The sequence below is a fragment of the Collinsella sp. AM10-26 genome (assembly GCF_003472525.1).
Taxonomy (GTDB): Bacteria; Actinomycetota; Coriobacteriia; order Coriobacteriales; family Coriobacteriaceae; genus Collinsella.
In genome coordinates this window covers 55,600-74,793 of record NZ_QRMC01000006.1, presented here as the reverse complement: position 1 = coordinate 74,793, position 19,194 = coordinate 55,600, and the positions used below count along the sequence as shown (strand labels likewise).

Below are 19,194 nucleotides of genomic sequence, written 5' to 3'. Positions count from 1 at the left end.
CTAAAATGCCAATTACTGCATCAGATATAACCCAACTATTTGGAGGTTCGAATGGCACTCCCTCAGCTTACCGACGAGCAGCGCAAGCAGGCACTTGAGAAGGCTGCTGCCGCACGTCACGCCCGCGCTGAGCTTCGCGAGCAGATCAAGAAGGGCGAGAAGTCCCTCGAGTCCGTGCTCAACTCCGATGACCCCATCGCTTCCCGCATGAAGGTTTCCACCCTCATCGAGTCTCTCCCTGGTTATGGCAAGGCCAAGGCCGCCAAGATCATGGAGGAGCTCGGTATCTCCGCTACCCGTCGCGTCCAGGGCCTCGGCGTCCGTCAGCGCGAGCAGCTCCTCGAGCAGCTGACCAAATAAGTGAGCGCTCAGGATTCCAAGCTCTTTGTGATTTCTGGACCGTCAGGCGCAGGCAAGGGCACGCTCGTCACTCGTGTGCGCGAGCTCCGCTCGAACCTGGGCCTGACGGTTTCGGCTACCACGCGAGCACCACGCAAAGGTGAGGTCGACGGCGTCAACTACTTTTTTCTGACGCGCGAGGAGTTCGACCGCCGCGTGGCAAACGGTGAGTTTGTTGAATGGGCCGAGGTCCACGGTAACTGCTACGGCACGTTGGTGAGCGAGGTCACATCCAAGCTCGCCTCGGGCGCGTCACTGATTTTGGAGATCGATGTCCAGGGCGCCCTGCAGGTGAAGGAGCGTTTCCCCGAGGCCGTGCTGATTTTTATCAAGCCGCCTTCGCTTGAGGTGCTCCGCGAGCGTCTAGTCGGTCGCGGTACCGAGACGCCCGAGACGATTGAGCTGCGCATGGCAAACGCCGCCGATGAGCTTGCCCTTGCCGACCGCTACGACGACGTCGTGGTTAATGACGATCTCGACCGCGCGACCGATGAGCTCGTTCGCGTTCTCGATATGCATGAAAGGATCTGAGGTCCGTGTCCGTTGTAAAGCCTTGCATTGACGATCTTCTGGAGAAGACCGATCACAACCGCTTCCTGCTCGCTTCGCTTGCCTCCAAGCGCGCCTGCGACATCAATAGCATGCTGCGTGGCCAGCACAATCGCGTGCTTGCCGTCCAGGATGTCGATGACATCACCATCGGGCTTTCCGGTGCCGATACTATCTCGATGGCTATGGACGAGATTGTCGATGGCGACATCTCTTACGATGAGGCTCGTTACGAGAAGGCGCTCGGCCACAAGGTTGCTGAAGCCTAAATGGCAGCTCGCGTCTGCCTGGTCCACTATCACGAGGTTGGACTGAAGGGCAAGAACCGCGCACATTTTGAGCATATCCTCATGGATAACATCAAGGCGGCCTTGGCCGCCTTTTCCGTGAATGCCGTGTCTCGAATTTCCGGTTATATCCTCGTGACCTTTAACCAGCATCAGGCCGACGAGGCGGCGCGTGTCATTCGCACCGTTCCCGGCGTTGCTCGTGTGTCTTTGGCGTATCACACCAACCGCGACCCGCAGGAGTACTGCGCCGCCGCCGTGAAGGCGCTGCGCGAGTTTGGTTCCTTCGATTCGTTTAAGGTGCACGCCAAGCGCTCCAACACCGACTATGAGCTCACCTCGATTGATATCAATCGTCAGGTGGGCGAGGTGCTGTGTGAGGCCTTCCCCGATAAAAAGGTTCAAATGCACGACCCCGATGCGATGGTGCATGTGTTGGTGGTCCAGGGCAGCGTTTATGTGTATGCGCGTTCCGAGCGCGGCGTGGGTGGCCTGCCGGTGGGTTCTGCCGGTAAGGTCGTGACGCTGCTGTCGTCGGGTATCGATTCTCCGGTGGCGACCTGGATGCTCGCGCGTCGCGGTGCGGTGTGCGTGCCGGTGCATTTCTCCGGTCGTCCGCAGACGCCCGATACGAGCGAGTATTTGGTGCAGGACATCATCCGTGCGCTTGCACCGGGTGTCCAGATCGGCCGCTTGTACGTAGTCCCGTTTGGCGACTGTCAGCGTGAGATTTCGGTCACCTGCCCCAGCAACTTGCGTGTGATCATGTATCGCCGGATTATGTATTCGGTTGCCGAGCGCATTGCACACATCGAGGGTGCCAAGGCCATCGTTACGGGCGAATCACTTGGGCAGGTTGCCTCCCAAACGCTCGAGAACATCATGGCCGTCAACGAGGCCGTGAAGATCCCTGTGTTCCGTCCGCTCATCGGTTCGGACAAGCAGGAGATCATCGCGCGCGCCGAGGAGATCGGTACGTTCGATATCTCGACTGAGGCCGCTCCCGACTGCTGCACGCTGTTTATGCCGCGCCGTCCCGAGACGCATGCTAAACTCGATGCCGTGCATGAGGCCTGGGAGTTGTTCGATCACGAGGAGATGATCGAGCGTCTGCTCAAGCAGACCGAGTACATCGACTTCGATAGCAACACGTATAAGGCGCCTAAGACCTTAAAACGCAAACATTCGGAGCTTGCTCCGCGTGAGATTTACCAAGATCACGAGTAAATTTGTGCATAGACCGACGATGCGCCTGCATCGTCGGTTTTTTGCCATCTGGGCATTTTGCGACTAAGTGTTCATTTGCTGACGTGTGCCTGAATAAATGGACAGATTTGTGCAAGGTTTTGGTCGGCTTTTGGTTTGACCGCGATAACCGGTTTTGAAGCATGGCTGTTGCAGGGCTCTTTTCCTGACACGATGTTGTTGGGAGGTTTTGCTATGGCGCAGCGCGAACAACACGAACGGGTCAAAAAGATGGACCGCTGGGCGGGCAAGCTGCTCGGTCATAAGGCAGTGGTGGTGGCGATGCTGGGCGTCATTGCGATGGCGAGCGGCTTGGCGATGGCGAACCTTGGCGGCGGTGCCGGCGGTGTGTCGTTTGAGCGCACTGATGGTTCGGGCTCGTTAGTGGAGCCGGGATCCGGCGATGCTTCGAGCGGAAAGACATCCGAAGGATCTTCGACTAAGGCTTCTGCCGCGGCAGAGGTCTATGTCGATGTCGATGGCGCCGTTGTGTCGCCCGGTGTATATCGCCTCAAGGACGGCGCGCGGGTGGCTCAGGCGATTGATGCCGCCGGCGGGCTGGCGCCCGAGGCAGACGTTACGGGGCTCAATCGGGCATCTAAGGTCATCGATGGACAGAAGATTCACGTTCCAACGGTAGGGGAACAGCGGGCGTCCATTGCGGAAGCCGGTGTCGATGGTGGGGCTTCCGCATCATCGGGCGTGAGTGGCGCAAAAGGCCTAGTAAACATCAATACGGCAAGCGCGGCAGAGCTGCAGACGCTTTCGGGCATCGGTCCCTCCATGGCTCAGTCGATTATCGATGAGCGGACAAAGAACGGTGCCTTTGCCTCGGTTGACGATCTGATGCGTGTGTCGGGAATCGGCGAGAAGAAGCTTGCCAAAATCAAAGATTGCATCTGCGTATGAGTGCGACCGAGCGCGAGCATGTGATGCCTCCGCGGCCCCTGATTCCGTGGACGATGGCCCTGTGTGTCGGCATGTGCGTGAGCTGCGCCTTGGTGCTCAACGTGGCCGCTGATGCGCTACTGGGGGAGCAGGCGCCAGCGTTCGGGCCGCTATGGGCTATTCCCGTTGCGGCGGCGGTATTCGTTGCGCTGGCTCAATCTTGTGCGCGGTTTGCCCCTTTTAAGCGGTGGCTGTATGCCGCGTCCGTCGGTCTCGTGGCGGGAGCGGTCGTCTCGGCGTGGTGGGCTGTGGGCGCGCTCAGCGCCTCGAAGGCGCTCGATGGTCGAGCGGCAAGCAGCCTCGAGTTTGTCGTGCAGGGTGATCCATCCATAAACGACGACGTGTATTCCTATACTTGCGAGGCACGCACGGACGGCAAGAGCTTGGCAACGGTTCGCCTATCGTGTGGCCGCGAGCTCAAGGTCGGGGCGCACGTGCGTGTTATCGGTCGCGTTTCACGTTTTGAGAACGATGCGCATGGACGATCGCGCATGCTCCGAGGCGAGGTGCGCAAGGTTAAAGCCGTTCGGATTGTGTCGGTCGATGAGGGCTCTCTGGGGCCGCTGCCTCGGCTGCGAAATGGGCTGCTTGCTTCCATCGCGCCTGCGACCGACCCGGCGCGTGCGCTCATAGCCGGTGTCGTCTGCGGTCGTTCGGCCGAGCTGCGCGCCCAGCCGGCGGGCGACTGGTTTTCGGTGACGGGAACGGCGCATCTTATCGCCGTCTCGGGCAGCCATTTGGCTATCGTGGGGTTTGTAATCGAGGGCGTATTGCAAAAGACTCGGTGCTCACGTGGCCTTCAGCGGGCGATATTGGCGATAACGCTTGTAGGCTACGCTGCCTTTACGGGCGCGTCTCCCTCGGCCGTGCGTGCGTGCTGCATGGTGTTCGCGACGCTTGTCGTAAACGGCGCGGGCCGTCGCCGGCACGGCGCATCGGCACTCTTCGTAACCATGTCCATCTTTGTGCTACTGCGGCCGACGGTGCTGTTCGAGATGGGGTTTCAGCTTTCATGCGCCAGCGTCTTAGCCATCCTGTGCTTTTGCCCCTATGCGACCTACGCTATGGGTGAGCTGGGTGTGCCATCGGGCATTGCCAGCATGCTTTCCGTCACGCTGTGCTCGCAGCTGGCGACTCTTCCCATTACCATTCCTGCCTTCGGTACGTTCTCGCTCATTGCTCCGCTGGCAAATGCGGTCATCGGTCCGGTGGTGAGTCTGCTGCTTGCTGTGTCGATCGTGCTGGTTCCCTTTTCGCTCGTGGCGCCGTTGCGCACTTGGGCGCTCGTTGTGCCCATGATTACCGCCCGTTGCACGCTGTTCTTCGAGCAGCTGTTTGCCGCCGTGCCGGGTGCATCCGTGAGTGTGCCGCCGGATAGCATGTGGATTTACCTAGCGCCGTGTTTGCTGGCGGTTCTCCTGGTCTGGTGGCCGCGCCCTCAGGCACGGCCTATGGCGGTGGGGTTTGCATGTCTGGTGCTCTTGGCTGCGATTCCGTACGTCTACTGGGATCGATTCGCTCCGCCTTCGGTGACGGTGCTCGATGTGGGCCAGGCCGATGCGATTCTTATCCGCCAGGGCGGCGCAGTAGCGCTCGTCGACTGCGGGGTCGACGAGCGCGTGGTAGCGGCGTTGGTTCGCAATAACGTGCACCATATCGATGCCGTCTTTGTGACGCATTGGGATGAGGATCACTGGGGTGGTCTGCCTGCCGTGCTCGAACAGTTTTCGGTTGGAACGATTGCCGTGGCGGCCGAAGCGCTGGAGGATGCTCCTGTCGAGGTATTGAACCGACCTGGCGTGGAGTATCGACAGGTGCGCCGTGGGGATATGGTCGACATCGGCTCATTTTGCGCCCGCGTGATGTGGCCATTCGAGTCTGTGGATGGCGAGGGAAATGAGGACTCGCTTGTCCTGCTGCTCTCTTATGTTCAGGAAGGCATGGGCCTGCGCATGCTCCTCACCGGTGATGCCGAACTCGACCAAGAACGGGAATTCGTGCAGGAGGTGGGGGATATCGATGTACTTAAACTTGGGCATCATGGCTCCAAGGTTTCAGTCGATGGTGAGTTGCTGGACGTCCTGAAGCCCGAGCTTTCCCTCGCGAGCGCGGGCGAGGGGAATCGATACGGCCATCCGTCCGATGCCTGCATCGATTCCGTGAAGGAAGCGGGCGGTGTGTTCGCGTGCACTATCGAACACGGCGACATTACCGTCGCGCCGACTGCGAATGGTTTTGCGATGCGATGCCAGCGACCGTGACGACATCGTTGGCGTGTGGTGGGCCCCTGGGCTAGAATGGCACGGAATGAATACGAAGGCCTGCGGGAGGGGAGCGCAATGTCCGAAACCGGTCTGCTGCCGGCATACCTGATCGTCGGTACTGACGGCGTCAAGCGCGATCACGCCGTCTCGCGTATGAAAGCGCGTCTGGAAAAGTCGGGAATGGTCGAGTTCAACCTCGACGAGCGCGACATGACCAAAGACTCCGATATCGAGTCCATTATCGGATCGCTCAATACCTTTCCCATGGGCAACGAGTTTCGCCTGGTAATCCTTGATGGCTGCTCAAAGCTTGCCAAGGCGGTTTCGGAGCCGCTCGTCGAGTATCTGGCGAGTCCCAGCCCCACAACGGTCTGCCTCATCATCGCCGACTCGCTTGCCAAGAACACGCGCCTGTATAAGGCGATCGCCAAAATCGACAAGAAGGCTATCGTCGATTGCTCGGGTACCAAGCGCTGGGAGCTACCGCGCCGCGTGCAGCAGATGGCGACGCAGCACGGCAAGTCGATCTCGACGGCGGCCGCCGAGGAGCTCGTTTCGCGCTCGGGCGAAAACACGCGCATGCTCGATAACGACCTGGCAAAGCTCTCCCAGATGGTCGAGGCGCCCCAGATTGAGCTTGCCGACGTGGAGCGTTGGATCGTGCGTACGGCCGAGGTTCAACCTTGGGACTTCCTCAACGCCGTCTCAGCTCGCGATATGCGGCGTTCGCTCGAGCTCTTTAAGCTTCTGCCCTCTAAGAGCTACGTGTGGACCTACACGCTGCTATGCGGTCGCATTCGTGAGCTGATCGTCGCCAAGGCGCTCGACTCTCGTGGGCAGGGGCGTGAACTCGCCGCGACGCTCAAACTTCAGCCCTGGCAGGTCAAAAATCACCTGACCTGGGCACGTCGTTTTTCGATGACCGAGCTCGTCGCAGCGCTCGAGGGTGCCGTTGATGTGGAGCTCGCGCTCAAGGGTTCGGCCGATTCTGAGACCGCGCTTTTGCTCTGGATTACGAACATCTTGAGAAAATCGTGATGATACCTGCCTATTTGACAAATTCGTTCTATCCCTTTGAGGGGGAGCGTGCTATAGTAGGCGCTTGCATGACCTCACCGTGTCTCAGAGGTGTCATACATTTTTTGCAAGGAACTCGAAAGGAACTCCAGAAGTGGCAAACATCAAGTCTCAGAAGAAGCGTATCCGCACCAATGAGGCAGCTCGCATGCGTAACAAGGCTGTCAAGTCCGAGCTCAAGACGCTGACCAAGCACGTCCAGTCCGCTGTCGCCGAGGGCGACGCCGAGAAGGCCCAGGCTGCCCTCAAGACCGTCACCAAGCGTCTCGACATGGCTGCTGCCAAGCATGTTATCCACAAGAACCAGGCTTCCAACCGCAAGTCCGGTCTTGCCAAGCTCGTGAACAGCATCAACGCCTAAGTTGTAAATTTCACACCACACAGATTACGCGCATAAATGGAGCCTGTTTTATGGAACAGGCTCCATTTTTTGTGCCCCTCGGGTAAGATAGTCCGCATGAATACTTCAATTGACATTTCCCACATCCGTAACTTCTCGATCGTTGCGCACATCGACCATGGCAAGTCCACGATTAGTGACCGTATCCTCGAGCTCACCCATACCGTCGACGAGCGCGACATGGAGTCGCAGCTGCTCGATACCATGGATATCGAGCGCGAACGCGGCATCACGATCAAGTCCAATGCCGTTCGCGTTTCCTATGACGCCGACGATGGCGAGACGTATCAGTTCAACCTGATCGATACGCCGGGCCACGTGGACTTCACCTATGAGGTCTCTCGTTCGCTGGCCGCCTGCGAGGGCGCGGTGCTCGTCGTCGACGCCACGCAGGGCGTCGAGGCACAGACCGTCTCTAACGCGACGCTCGCCATGAACGCCAACCTGGATATCGTGCCCGCCATCAACAAGATCGACCTGCCGTCGGCGCACCCCGACGAGGTCAAGACCGAGATCGAGGATGACCTGGCGATTCCTGCCGACGATGCCGTATGCGTATCGGGCAAGACCGGCGAGGGGATCCACGATCTGCTGGAGTCCATCGTCTTTTTGATCTCACCGCCCAAGGGCGATGCAAACGCGCCGCTCAAGGCGCTCATCCTGGATTCTTATTTTGATGAATACCGCGGCGTGGTTGCCACGGTTCGTGTTTTTGACGGCTCCATCAAGAAGGGCGATACCCTGCGCATGATGCAGGCCGAGGGCGACTTTTTGGTCGACGGCGTGGGCGTCAAGCGTCCCGCCGAGACGCCGGTCGACGCGCTGACGGTCGGCGAGGTGGGCTACGTGGTCACGGGCCTGAAGGACCCCGAGGCCGTGCGTGTGGGCGACACCCTCACGTGGGCATCGAATCCCTGCCCCGAGCCGCTTCCGGGCTACCGTGAGGCCAAGCCCATGGTCTATACGGGCCTGTTCCCGATCGATAACAAGGACTACGAGAACCTGCGTGACGCGCTCGATAAGCTGCATGTCAACGACCCGTCGTTGGTGTGGGAGCCCGAGACCTCGGTGGCGCTCGGCTTTGGCTTCCGCGTGGGCTTCTTGGGCCTGCTGCATATGGAGGTCGTCAAGGAGCGTCTGGAGCGCGAGTTCAACCTGGACCTTATCGCCACGAGCCCTTCGGTGGACTATCACGTCTACAAGACCGACGGCGAGATGATCGATGTCCGCAGCCCGCAGGACCTGCCCGAGGCCACGCGCATCGAGCGTATCGAGGAGCCCTACCTCAAGGCCAAGATCATCTGCCCGCCCGAGTATACGGGTGCTGTCATGCAGCTCGCTATCGAGCACCGCGGCGTTACCACCGATATGATCCACCTCACGAGCAAATCGGTCGAGATGCGCTTTGACATGCCGCTTGCCGAGCTCATCCTGGACTTCTTTGACCAGCTCAAGAGCCGCACCAAGGGCTATGCGTCGCTCGACTACGAGTTCAACGAGTATCGTCCCTCCGAGCTCGTTAAGCTCGATATTTTGCTTTCGGGCGACGAGGTCGACGCGCTTTCGTTTATCGTGCACAAGGACAAGGCCTATGGCCTGGCCCGCGGCCTGTGCGACAAGCTCAAGGAGATCATCCCGCGTCAGCTGTTCGAGGTACCTATTCAGGGCGCCATCGGCAACAAGATCATCGCCCGCTCCACCGTCAAGGCGCGCCGCAAGGACGTTTTGGCTAAGTGCTATGGCGGCGATATCTCGCGTAAGCGCAAGCTGCTCGAAAAGCAAAAAGAGGGCAAGAAGCGCATGAAGGCCATCGGCTCGGTCGAGGTCCCGCAGGAGGCCTTTATGGCGATCCTCAAGGTGGACGAGTAGGACCATGGCGCTTTCTGAATACAGTACGCGGCTGCTGGGCGCCTATGCCGAACAGCCGTTCCTTATGGCTCCCATGGCGGGCGTGACCGATCCCGCGTATCGCATTATGTGCCGCCGCCGCGGTGCCAATCTGGCCTATAGCGAGATGGTGAGCGTGGCGGGCCTTGCCTATGCTAGCAATAAGACGTGGCGTCTGGTGCTGCCGGCCGACGAGGAGCAGCAGATTTGCGTGCAGCTCTTTGGCTCCAAGCCCGATCAATTTGCGAGCGCTGTCGCTGCCGTCGAGGAACGCGTGGGCGATCGCCTGTTGCTGATCGATATCAACATGGCCTGCCCGGCTCGCAAGGTCGTCACCAAGGGCGAGGGCTCGGCGCTCATGCGCACGCCCGACCTGGCCGAGAAAATCGTCCAGGCGGCAGTGGGCGCGGCACACGTTCCCGTGACCGTGAAGATCCGCAAGGGCTTTTATGCCGAGGACTGTAATGCCGCGACGTTTGCCCAAATGCTCGAGGGGGCGGGGGCCGCAGCGGTGGCGGTGCATGGTCGTTGCGCCACGCAGCTCTACACGGGCCAGGCCGATTGGTCGGTCGTCGATGAGGTGGCCGATGCCGTTGAGATTCCCGTGATCGGTTCGGGCGATGTGTTCGCGGCCGAGGACGCTGTGGAGCATCTGCGCAACTCGGGTGCCAGCGCGGTGTTTATCGCGCGCGGTATCTACGGGAACCCGTGGGTGTTTGGCGATGCTCGCGCCCTTGCGCTCGATGGCACACCGGTGCCGGCGCGCAGCTCCGTCGAGCGCCTGGACGCCCTGCGCGAGCACCTGACGCTGACGCACGAGCTTTTGCCGCTTATGTCGCGCGCCCGTACGTATGCAAGCTGGTACTTAAAGGGTATGCCCCATGCAGCCGCTTGGCGCGCCCAGGTGGTGCGCTGTTCCACATACGAGGAGTTTATGGGGCTGGTCGATGATATCGAGCGCGATGTGGTGGCTTGCGAGGCCGCGCTTGCCGCCGGCGAGTCGGTGCCCGCTCATCCGCTGGAGGCCTAAAGGTGTCCGTTACCGCGCTGTATGTGCACGTGCCGTTTTGCGCTCAAAAATGCCGCTATTGCGACTTTGACTCGCGCAGCTTTGCCCCGTGCGACCTGGACGCTGCGCTCGATGCCTATTTTGAGCAGCTGTATGCGCGGCTCGATGCCTTTGGCAACGCTGGGGCACTCAGGCAGATCCGCACAGTCTACGTAGGCGGCGGCACGCCGTCGCTGGCAGGGGAGCGCCTGGTAGAACTTGCCCGTCGTATCTCCATGTGGTGCAAGCCCGTTGAATTTACCTGCGAGGCAAATCCTGAGTCGTTGACCGCTGAGCTCGCCCCGGCGCTTGCCGAGGCGGGTTTCACGCGCATTTCTCTGGGCGTGCAAACCCTCGACAATATCGAGCTGGCTGCTATTGGCCGCATTCACGATGCTAATCGGGCACTTGCGGCTATCGCGACGGTGAAGGACGCTGGTCTCGATGTGTCGTGCGACCTTATGTGTGGCCTTCCCGGGCAGACGGCGGCGAGTTGGCAGTGCACACTCGATGGCGTGCTGGCGGCGGCTCCGCATCATGTGTCGGTCTACCCGCTCACGCTCGAGGAGGGGACGCCCCTTTATCGCATGGTGTGCCGCGACGAGTCACTCGAGCCCGATGAGGATTTTCAGGCCGCCTGCATGGACGTGGCACGCGAGCTCCTGGGTGCCGCCGGCTATCACCCGTATGAGGTGGCGAGTTACGCTCTCGACGGCCATGAATGCGCCCATAACATTGCCTATTGGACTGGACAGGGCTATTTGGGTCTAGGACGCTCTGCCGCGGGTATGCTCGATGCCGAGGATTTCGATCACCTGGCTATGTTGTTCCCTGGCGCGCCTTCTCGAGGCGATGCGTACCGTGTGCGCTTGGTTCAGCGCGACGATGACGCGACGGCGTTCGAGGCCGAATATCTGTCGCAGCGCGAGGCTTCGGCCGAAGACCTGATGCTCGCTTGTCGCATGACGCGCGGTGTTGCGTCCGACCTGTTGGTTCGTGCAGCTTGCGTCATCCCAACGGGCGAGCTGGCAGCTGCCTGCGATCGCGCGCTCGAATTGGGTCTTGCCACTTGGTTGCCCGAGGCGCTCGGGGTCCATGAGGGACCCTTTACTTCGGCAGATGTCGTCTCGGGCCGCGTTCGCGCTCGTCTGGCGCCGACCCACCTGGGCTGGCTCGATGGAAATGTTCTGTTCGAGCTGTTTTGGGATCTAGCTTAAGCCGCTCGGGTAGAATTACCGGAATATATACGCTGCTGTGAGCAGGAGGTTGCCGCGCATGGCGACGATGAACGAAAAAGATTACTACGAGACCCTGGGCGTCTCCAAGGACGCCACCTCGCGTGATATTCAAAAGGCCTTTCAGCAAAAGGCCCGCAAGCTCCATCCGGACGTCAACAAAGAGCCGGATGCCGAGGAAAAGTTTAAAGAGGTTTCCGAGGCCTACGCCGTGCTTTCGGATGAGCAAAAACGTGCGCGCTACGACGCCATGCGTTCTGGCAATCCCTTTGCCGGTGCTCCTACGGCTTCGCCCTATGGTGGCGGCTATGCCGGCAGCACGGGTTATGGCAATCCTTTTGAGGGCGGTTTTCCCTTTGGTGGTGCCTGGGGCCAGCAGCGTCGTGGGCAGGCTGCCTACAATCCCGAGAATGGCGCCAATGTGGTCGTCGATATTAAGCTCGACGCCAAGGAGGCCAAAGGCGGTGCCCACAAGACCGTCCGCTACACGCGCTTCGACACCTGTAGCAACTGCGGCGGCTCGGGCTCCGTTTCGTCTGAGCATGCCCATACCTGCCCGAGCTGCGGTGGCCGCGGCCACATCGACGTCGACCTGTCCTTCCTGTTTGGTGCGGGCACGTTCCAGTCGGTCTGCCCCGAGTGCGGCGGTTCCGGTAAGGTCGTGGCCGACCCCTGCCCCGATTGCGGTGGCAGCGGTCGTACTCGCGTAACCTCCGAGCAGACGATTGAGTTTCCTGCCGGCACGCACGATAGCGACGAGGTCCGCATTAGCGGCATGGGTCATGCTGGCACCAACGGTGCCGCGGGCGGCGACCTGGTCGGCCGCGCCCATGTTGAGGCCGAGCGCTTGGAAGGCAAAGCTCGTACCGGTTTTTACCTGATGGGCATTGTGGCGCCGTTTTTGGTGCTGTCGGCCATCTCGGGCGTGTTCTCGGCCTTTGCCGTGATGTGCTTTATTCCGTTTACCATGGGCCTGTTCATGGTGCTTTCGGACGGTGTGCTTCATCGCAGCCTGCTGTGGTGGAAGCGTGGTGCGATGCAGTTTGCCAACGGTTTTGCCAACGGCTTCATGTTCGCGCTCGTGTCTGTTTGGTTTGCGAGCTGCTCGCAACGGGCCATGCTTTCGCCGTATCAAATGCAATAACATCAAACCCTCTGTTTGCGGTCGGCCCAGCTTGGGTATAGGACGCACTGTGACAATAATGAAAGTTGGAAGGATTCGGTCGTGTCGGAAAATAGGGATTACTACGAGGTACTTGGCGTTGACAAGGATGCCGACGCGCGGACGATTAAGCGCGCGTTTCTAAAGAAGGCCCGTACCGTACACCCGGACGTTTCGGACGACCCCGATGCTGAGGCCAAGTTCAAGGAGCTCAACGAGGCCTATTCCGTTCTTTCCGATGAGCAGAAGCGTGCTAACTACGACCGTTATGGCACTGTCGACGGCCCTGGTGGTTCGGGCTACGTCGATATCAACGATATCTTTGGTGGCATGGGCATGGACGACTTGTTCTCGTCGTTTTTTGGCGGCGGTGCCGGCGGTGGCGCCCGCAGCCGTCGTGAGCGTCGTCGCGGCCGCGATATGGCCATCTCTCTTTCGGTGACCCTTGAGGAGGCGGCGCTCGGTTGCAAAAAGACGATTAGTTATGACCGCCTTGCTCCCTGTGAGGATTGCAATGGCACCGGTAGGGCCGAGGGTGCACAGGAAAAGCAGTGCGGCCGCTGCCACGGTACGGGCTATGTCACGACGGTCCAGCGTTCGTTCCTGGGCCAGGTTCAGTCCTCCTCGCCTTGCCCCGACTGCCATGGCGAGGGCACGGTTATCGACCATCCCTGCGAGACCTGCGACGGTCAGGGCCGCACGCCTTCGCATGAAAAGATCGACATCGATATTCCCGCCGGCGTTTCGACCGGTCGCCAGCTGCGTGTGAGCGGCTTTGGCGAGGCCGGCCTTCGCGGCGAGCCTTCGGGCGACTTGATTGTCAACGTGCGCGTCGCCGACCACGAGCGCTTTAAGCGCAACGGCGACGATCTGTACCTCGTGAGCGATATTTCGATTGCGCAGGCGGCTCTCGGCTGCGAGATCGAGGTCGAGGGCATTATGCCTGACGAGGTCGTTAAGGTCACGGTCCCCGCCGGCACGCAGTACGGCGACACCGTGAGCGTCGGTAACTTCGGCATGCCCCGCATTGGCGGTGGCGGCTCGCGTGGCCGCCTGGTCGTTCAGCTGCGCGTGCTCGTTCCCACGAGCCTTTCGGCCAAGCAGCGCGACCTGCTCGAGGCCTTCGCCGCCGAGTCCGGCGACGACGTCGCTCCCGGCAAGAAATCGGTTACCGATCGCATCAAGAGTGCCCTCGACGACATCCTCGATTAAGGAGCCCGCGTGCTCGCACCCCATATCTCTGTTGTCAACCTCGGTTGCCGTGTCAACCGGGTTGAGTCCGACCGTATCACTGCCGATCTTATGCGCCTGGGTTTTGCGATGGTGGAGCCCGAGGATGCAGAGCTGATCGTCATTAACACCTGTGCCGTTACGGGCGAGGCTGAGGCCAAGACCCGTAAGGCCGTCCGCCATGCACTGGCCCATCCAAACGAGCCCTATGTGGTCGTGACCGGATGCGTGGTCAATTTGCATCCCGAGGAACTGCTGGAGCTCTCCGACCGCGTGATCGCCGAGCCGTCCAAGATCGATGTCGCCGAACGTGTCTGCGAGGTGTTGGGCGTTGAGTCCGATAGCGTTCCCGCCTGCAGTGATGGCGAGGTGGTCGATGCGCTCGGTCGCTCTCGCCTGGGCGTGAAGATTCAGGACGGCTGTAACCATCGCTGCACCTATTGCATTGTGTGGAAGGCACGCGGCCCCGAGCGCTCCGTGCCCGTCGAGTCCGTGCTCGAGCAAGTTCGCGAGGCCCAGGAGGCCGGCGTGCCCGAGGTGGTGCTGACCGGTGTGAACCTGGGTGCCTACGATGGCAAGAGCGCGACCGACGAACACGTCGAGATCGATGAGCTGCTCGAGGCCATTATGGAGCGCACGTCTATTCCGCATGTGCGCATTTCTTCGGTCGAGCCCATGGATATCTCTGAGGGCCTGCTTAAGGTTATGGCGCGCTACCCGCAGCGTATCGCCCCGTTTTTGCACCTGCCTGTGCAGTCTGGCTGCACGGCGACCCTGCATCGCATGGGCCGTCCCTATAGTGCCGAGGCTTTTGAGGACACGGTGCGCATGATTCGCGCCAACCTGCCGCAGGCGTCTCTTTCGTGCGACGTTATCGTCGGTTTTCCCGGTGAGACGGATGGGGAGTTCGAGGAGTCGCTGGCGCTATGCCGTCGCGTGGGCTTTTCGCGCATGCACGTGTTCCGCTATAGCAAGCGCCCCGGCACCCTCGCCGCCGACATGCCCGACCAGGTACCACCTGAGGTCATGGCCGAGCGCAGCCGCCGCATGCGCGCGGCTGCTCAGGAGCTCGCCATTGCCGACGCTCGTCGTCGCGTGGGAACCGTTGAGCGCGCCGTGCTCGAGTATGGTGACAACCTGACGCTCGGCTCGTTCCATCATGCCCGTCTTGACGATACCTGTGGACTTACAGCCCCGTGCCTGCTCGATGTTGCTATTATCGGAGTCGATGATTCCGGCTTGGTCCATGCACGCAGGGAGGTTCATGGAAGCCTCGAAGATTAGACTTACCGTTCCCGAGGGAGTTGACCCCTCGCGCGTTTTGGGCGCTGGCGACGGCGTCCTTCGTGCGCTCGAAAGCTTGGTTCGCGCCCACGTGGTCGCCCGTGGCGATAGCATCGCCGTGAGCGGTGACCCGGATGAGGTCGAGCTCGTTGCGCGCTTTTTCGAGCATGCTTTTCGTGAGGCGGCCGTCGATCGTACCCTTTCTTCCGACGATGTCTCGCGTTGCCTAGCCGTCTTGCGCGACGGCGAGCATGAGGCCACATCGCTTCGCGATGACGTGCTGCTTTCATACCGCGGTCGCGCCATTCGTCCCAAGACGCTCGGGCAAAAGCGCTATGTGGATGCTATCCGCTCGCATACCATCACCTTTGGCTTGGGTCCTGCCGGTACCGGTAAGACCTATCTGGCCATGGCGCTCGCCGTCGCCGCGCTCAAGCGCCATGAGGTGGGCCGCCTGATCCTGACGCGCCCGGTTGTCGAGGCGGGGGAGAACCTGGGCTTTTTGCCCGGCACCCTCGAGGAAAAGATCGACCCGTATATGCGACCGCTCTACGATGCCCTTTTTGACATGATGGATCGTGAACGTACCGACGAGCTTATGGAGCGTGGTGTGATCGAGATCGCCCCGCTCGCCTACATGCGTGGTCGTACGCTGAGCGATGCCTTCGTGGTGCTCGATGAGGCGCAAAATACCACGCCCGAGCAGATGAAGATGTTTCTGACGCGCCTGGGCTTCAACTCCAAGTTCGTGATTACCGGCGACCTGAGCCAGCGCGACCTGGTGGGTCGTCGTGGCGGTCTTGCCGACGTTGAGCAGATTTTGGGCCGTGTCGACGATGTCGCATTTTCTCACCTCGAGCGTGCCGACGTGGTGCGCCATGCCTTGGTGGGTCGTATCGTCGAGGCATACGATGCTTATGATGACGTGCGTGAGCAGCGCTCGCGCGACCGAAAGGAGTCCCGTTGAGTGTATTGATCAGCAACGATGCCGAGCTCGATACGCTGCTCGACGCGCAAGAGGTGGAGCACATCTGCGGGGTTGTGCTTGCCGCCGAGGGTGTTGAGCGTGAGGTCGAGATTTCCCTTTCGTATGTCGACGAGGACGAGATGCACGGGCTCAACCACGAGTGGCGCGGTATCGACCGCACCACCGATGTACTCTCGTTCGAGTGCGATTCGGCCTTTGACGATGACATTCCCGCCGATGTGACGCTCGAGCTCGGCGATATTATCTTGGCCCCGCAGGTTATTGCCCGTCAGGCCCCCGGTTTTGGCAATAGCCCCGCTGGCGAGTGCCGTCTGATGCTCGTACACGGCATGCTGCACCTGCTGGGCTATGACCACATCGAGGACGACGAGGCCGAGGTCATGGAGGCCCGCGAGGACGCCATCCTGCGCGATCTGGCGCTCGAGCGCGGCGAGGACCCCAAGCTAGTCCACGTCGGCCCCATCACCAACCACGTCCACGACTAGGAGCCGTCTATGATTCCCGGATCGAACAAGGACCATCCGTCCTTCTTAAAGTCGTTTTCCTACGCCATGGAGGGCTTCGTCACCGCCGTCAAGACCGAGCGCAACATTAAGGTCATGCTCGTTGCGGGCGTGTGCACCGTCGTTGCCGGCTGCATCGTGGGGCTCGACATTGCCGAGTGGGCCACGATTATCATCTGTTGTGGCCTGGTGATTCACGGCGAGCTGTGCAACACCGCTATGGAGGCCATCGTCGACCTGGCGACCCAGGAACTTCATCCGCTGGCCAAGCGTGCGAAGGACATCGCCGCCGCCTCTGTATACGTTCTTTCCATCACCGCCGCGATTGTGGGCGTGCTGGTATTTGCCCACGCGCTTGGCTTTATTTAGAAAGGGATTCCCATGTCCGACAATATGCAGCCTACCGATGAGGTTCTGGACGAGGTCGAGGAATTCGACCCGTTTGAGGGCATGAGCGATGAGGAACTCGACGCCCTATGCGACGAGGACGACTGTCCAATGGGCTTTGGTGACGTGGAACCCGGTTTCCGCAGCGGCTTCGTGGCCCTGGTCGGTCGCCCTAACGCCGGCAAGTCCACGCTACTTAATGCCTGCTACGGCAAAAAGGTTGCCATCACCTCGCCGGTGGCACAGACGACCCGCCGCCGTATGCGCGCCGTCGTCAATCGTCCCGGCTACCAGCTGGTCTTTGTCGATACCCCGGGTATTCATAAGCCCAAGGATGGCCTGGGTTCCGAGCTCAACAAGAGTGCGCTGTTCGAGCTGAACGATGTTGACGTCGTCGCGTTTTTGATTGACGCCACCAAGCCGATCGGCAGGGGAGATGCCTGGGTTGCCGAGCGCGTCAAGAGCGCCCGCTGCAAGAAGGTCCTGGTGCTCACCAAGGCCGATGAGGCCGACCCCGCACAGGTCATGGAGCAGCTCAAGGCAGCCCACGAGCTCATGGACTATGACGACGAGATCGTGACGTCGTCGGTCAAGAACTTTAACGTCGATGCCTTCATCGAGACCGTTGCGCACTTTTTGCCCGAGGGTCCTCGCTGGTTCCCCGAGGACATGGGCACCGATGCTTCCGACGAGACGCTCGTTGCCGAGTTTGTGCGCGAGAAGGTTCTTCGCCGCACCCGTGATGAGATTCCGCATTCCGTGGGCGTGATCTGTGATGCGCTCGAGCAGACCAAAAAGGTGTTGCGCGTACATGCCACCATTTACGTCGAGCGCGAGGGCCAAAAGGGCATCATCATCGGCAAGGGCGGCGAGATGATCAAACATATCGGCATCGATGCCCGTCGTGATCTTGAGCGCATCTTTGGCACGCAGGTCTTTTTGGAGCTGGACGTAAAGGTCAAGGCCGGTTGGCGCGACGACGAGGCTCAGATTCGCCGTTTTGGGTATAGCGCCGAAGACTAGCCTTTCGAACGCATATGGCAGGCTCTCGCACATATCGCACGAAAGTGCTCGTGCTCGATAAGACTAAGCTCAAAGAGACCGACCTGATCTTGACGATGCTTGACGAGCGGGGTCGGCAGGTTCGTGCCGTGGCAAAGGGCGCGCGCAAACCCGGTGGGCGCTTGGCAGCGCGCTGCGAGCTGTTCTGTACCGTCGATATGCTGCTCGCACATGGACGCTCGCTCGATGTGGTTTCCCAGGCCGAGCTTATGGAAGCGCCGCTCGGCGCCGCGCCCGATTACGAGACGACCTGCGCCGCAAGCGCGATTGCCGAGGTCGCGCGTGTGTGCTCATTCGAGGACGCCGAGGACCCGTTTACCTTTGCCATCACGCAGCGGGCGCTTGCCCTGGTGGGCGGCGGGCTCGACGCGGCGCATATGGACCTGCTCGTGGCGGCATATGTCTTTAAGCTGCTATCGCACGTTGGCTACCGACCCGATTTTTCGGCTTGCGTGCTGTGCGGAGACCCTATGCTGTCGTATTTTTCGCCCCAGGCCGGCGGGCTCATGTGCGGGTCGTGTGCGTCGAGCGTTCCGGGTGCCGAGCTGGTGTCGACCGGTGAGGTCGCGTGGCTGCGCGCCCTCATGTCCATGACCTTCGATGCGCTTATGGCCGAGCGAATCGACCCGCATACGGCGGCATTCTTGCTCGGGCTTTCGCATGTTTGGGCTGCGACGCACACCGATCAGCGCCTCCGTGCGATGGAATTCATGTTGGGTCGGTGATGATGCACAGACGCGGGCTGCTTGTGGTAACATATCGGCCTGTTGGTACCTCGACCTTGGTTGCTCGCTCCACCGGCGGCTTCCCAGTCCGAGGCGAATCGAGTCGCCCGATGGCGACGCAAAACGAAAGGTGAAACAATGACTGTTTCCAAAGAGCGCAAGGCGGAGCTGACTGCCCAGTTCGGTAACACCCCGGTCGACACCGGCAACCCCAAGGTTCAGGTCGCCATCCTGTCCGAGCGCATCAAGGAGCTGACCGAGCACATGAAGTCCCACCAGAAGGACTTCCACACCCGTCGTGGCCTGCTCATGCTCGTCGGCCGTCGTCGTCGTCTTCTCTCCTACATCAAGAAGAACGACATCGTCGAGTACCGTGAGCTCATCAAGGCTCTGGGCATCCGCGACAACATCCAGTAGGATTTGTACATGCTAAGAGCGTCCTGCATGCGGGGCGCTCTTTTTGTGTAAGGGCGTGAACAATCACGCTCTGAAGCGTGGCGGGGGCAGGGGGCCC

General features: G+C 60.6%; 20 protein-coding genes. All 20 read left to right on the top strand.

Annotated elements, in window-relative coordinates:
• Nucleotides 1-51 precede the first annotated feature (51 nt).
• The 20 genes from mihF (at nt 52) to rpsO (ending at nt 19,097) form a co-directional block, all read left to right on the top strand.
• Entirely contained in the window at nt 52-360 is a 309-nt protein-coding gene (gene mihF / locus DW123_RS06645) for an integration host factor, actinobacterial type (RefSeq protein WP_006236130.1), read from the top strand.
• Entirely contained in the window at nt 361-930 is a 570-nt protein-coding gene (gmk, locus tag DW123_RS06640) for a guanylate kinase (RefSeq protein ID WP_117742740.1), read from the top strand. It begins immediately after the preceding gene.
• Nucleotides 931-935: 5 nt separating this feature from the next.
• Complete coding sequence (locus DW123_RS06635) at nt 936-1,217, top strand: DNA-directed RNA polymerase subunit omega (protein WP_035138532.1); 282 nt, start codon at nt 936-938, stop codon at nt 1,215-1,217.
• On the top strand, nt 1,218-2,462 hold the full coding sequence (thiI, locus tag DW123_RS06630; protein ID WP_118273341.1) for a tRNA uracil 4-sulfurtransferase ThiI: 1,245 nt from the start codon (nt 1,218-1,220) through the stop codon (nt 2,460-2,462).
• A 213-nt stretch (nt 2,463-2,675) separates the two neighbouring features.
• The gene (locus DW123_RS06625; protein ID WP_117735174.1) at nt 2,676-3,389 is read left to right on the top strand and encodes a helix-hairpin-helix domain-containing protein; all 714 of its coding nucleotides are present in this window, start codon (nt 2,676-2,678) and stop codon (nt 3,387-3,389) included.
• Nucleotides 3,386-5,689, top strand: a complete 2,304-nt coding sequence (locus DW123_RS06620; RefSeq protein WP_118273342.1) for a DNA internalization-related competence protein ComEC/Rec2 — start codon at nt 3,386-3,388, stop codon at nt 5,687-5,689. The genes DW123_RS06625 and DW123_RS06620 overlap by 4 nt, the downstream gene beginning before the upstream one ends.
• Nucleotides 5,690-5,767: 78 nt before the next feature.
• Nucleotides 5,768-6,730: a DNA polymerase III subunit delta gene (holA, locus tag DW123_RS06615; protein WP_117735176.1), complete on the top strand. Its 963-nt coding sequence runs from the start codon at nt 5,768-5,770 to the stop codon at nt 6,728-6,730.
• A gap of 133 nt (nt 6,731-6,863) precedes the next feature.
• Entirely contained in the window at nt 6,864-7,130 is a 267-nt protein-coding gene (gene rpsT / locus DW123_RS06610; RefSeq protein ID WP_022094714.1) for a 30S ribosomal protein S20, read from the top strand.
• 96 nt (nt 7,131-7,226) lie between these two features.
• On the top strand, nt 7,227-9,038 hold the full coding sequence (gene lepA / locus DW123_RS06605; protein ID WP_117735177.1) for a translation elongation factor 4: 1,812 nt from the start codon (nt 7,227-7,229) through the stop codon (nt 9,036-9,038).
• Between the two features lie 4 nt (nt 9,039-9,042).
• The gene (dusB, locus tag DW123_RS06600) at nt 9,043-10,086 is read left to right on the top strand and encodes a tRNA dihydrouridine synthase DusB (RefSeq protein WP_118273343.1); all 1,044 of its coding nucleotides are present in this window, start codon (nt 9,043-9,045) and stop codon (nt 10,084-10,086) included.
• Between the two features lie 2 nt (nt 10,087-10,088).
• Complete coding sequence (gene hemW / locus DW123_RS06595) at nt 10,089-11,321, top strand: radical SAM family heme chaperone HemW (RefSeq protein WP_118273344.1); 1,233 nt, start codon at nt 10,089-10,091, stop codon at nt 11,319-11,321.
• Nucleotides 11,322-11,379: 58 nt separating this feature from the next.
• The gene (locus DW123_RS06590; protein WP_199570202.1) at nt 11,380-12,483 is read left to right on the top strand and encodes a DnaJ domain-containing protein; all 1,104 of its coding nucleotides are present in this window, start codon (nt 11,380-11,382) and stop codon (nt 12,481-12,483) included.
• An 81-nt stretch (nt 12,484-12,564) separates the two neighbouring features.
• On the top strand, nt 12,565-13,713 hold the full coding sequence (gene dnaJ / locus DW123_RS06585; RefSeq protein ID WP_118273345.1) for a molecular chaperone DnaJ: 1,149 nt from the start codon (nt 12,565-12,567) through the stop codon (nt 13,711-13,713).
• A 9-nt stretch (nt 13,714-13,722) separates the two neighbouring features.
• Nucleotides 13,723-15,015, top strand: a complete 1,293-nt coding sequence (locus DW123_RS06580; RefSeq protein WP_118273346.1) for a MiaB/RimO family radical SAM methylthiotransferase — start codon at nt 13,723-13,725, stop codon at nt 15,013-15,015.
• Nucleotides 14,996-15,982, top strand: coding sequence for a PhoH family protein (locus DW123_RS06575; protein WP_118273347.1), 987 nt, complete (start codon nt 14,996-14,998; stop codon nt 15,980-15,982). Before DW123_RS06580 ends, DW123_RS06575 begins: the two co-directional genes overlap by 20 nt.
• A complete protein-coding gene (gene ybeY, locus DW123_RS06570) occupies nt 15,979-16,488 on the top strand; it encodes an rRNA maturation RNase YbeY (RefSeq protein ID WP_118273348.1) in 510 nt (169 codons plus the stop codon). The genes DW123_RS06575 and ybeY overlap by 4 nt, the downstream gene beginning before the upstream one ends.
• 9 nt (nt 16,489-16,497) lie before the next feature.
• A complete protein-coding gene (locus DW123_RS06565) occupies nt 16,498-16,875 on the top strand; it encodes a diacylglycerol kinase family protein (protein ID WP_117763000.1) in 378 nt (125 codons plus the stop codon).
• 12 nt (nt 16,876-16,887) lie between these two features.
• A complete protein-coding gene (era, locus tag DW123_RS06560; RefSeq protein ID WP_118273349.1) occupies nt 16,888-17,916 on the top strand; it encodes a GTPase Era in 1,029 nt (342 codons plus the stop codon).
• Between the two features lie 14 nt (nt 17,917-17,930).
• On the top strand, nt 17,931-18,680 hold the full coding sequence (gene recO, locus DW123_RS06555) for a DNA repair protein RecO (RefSeq protein WP_117799100.1): 750 nt from the start codon (nt 17,931-17,933) through the stop codon (nt 18,678-18,680).
• A gap of 138 nt (nt 18,681-18,818) precedes the next feature.
• On the top strand, nt 18,819-19,097 hold the full coding sequence (rpsO, locus tag DW123_RS06550; protein WP_035138510.1) for a 30S ribosomal protein S15: 279 nt from the start codon (nt 18,819-18,821) through the stop codon (nt 19,095-19,097).
• The last annotated feature ends 97 nt before the right edge of the window (nt 19,098-19,194 follow it).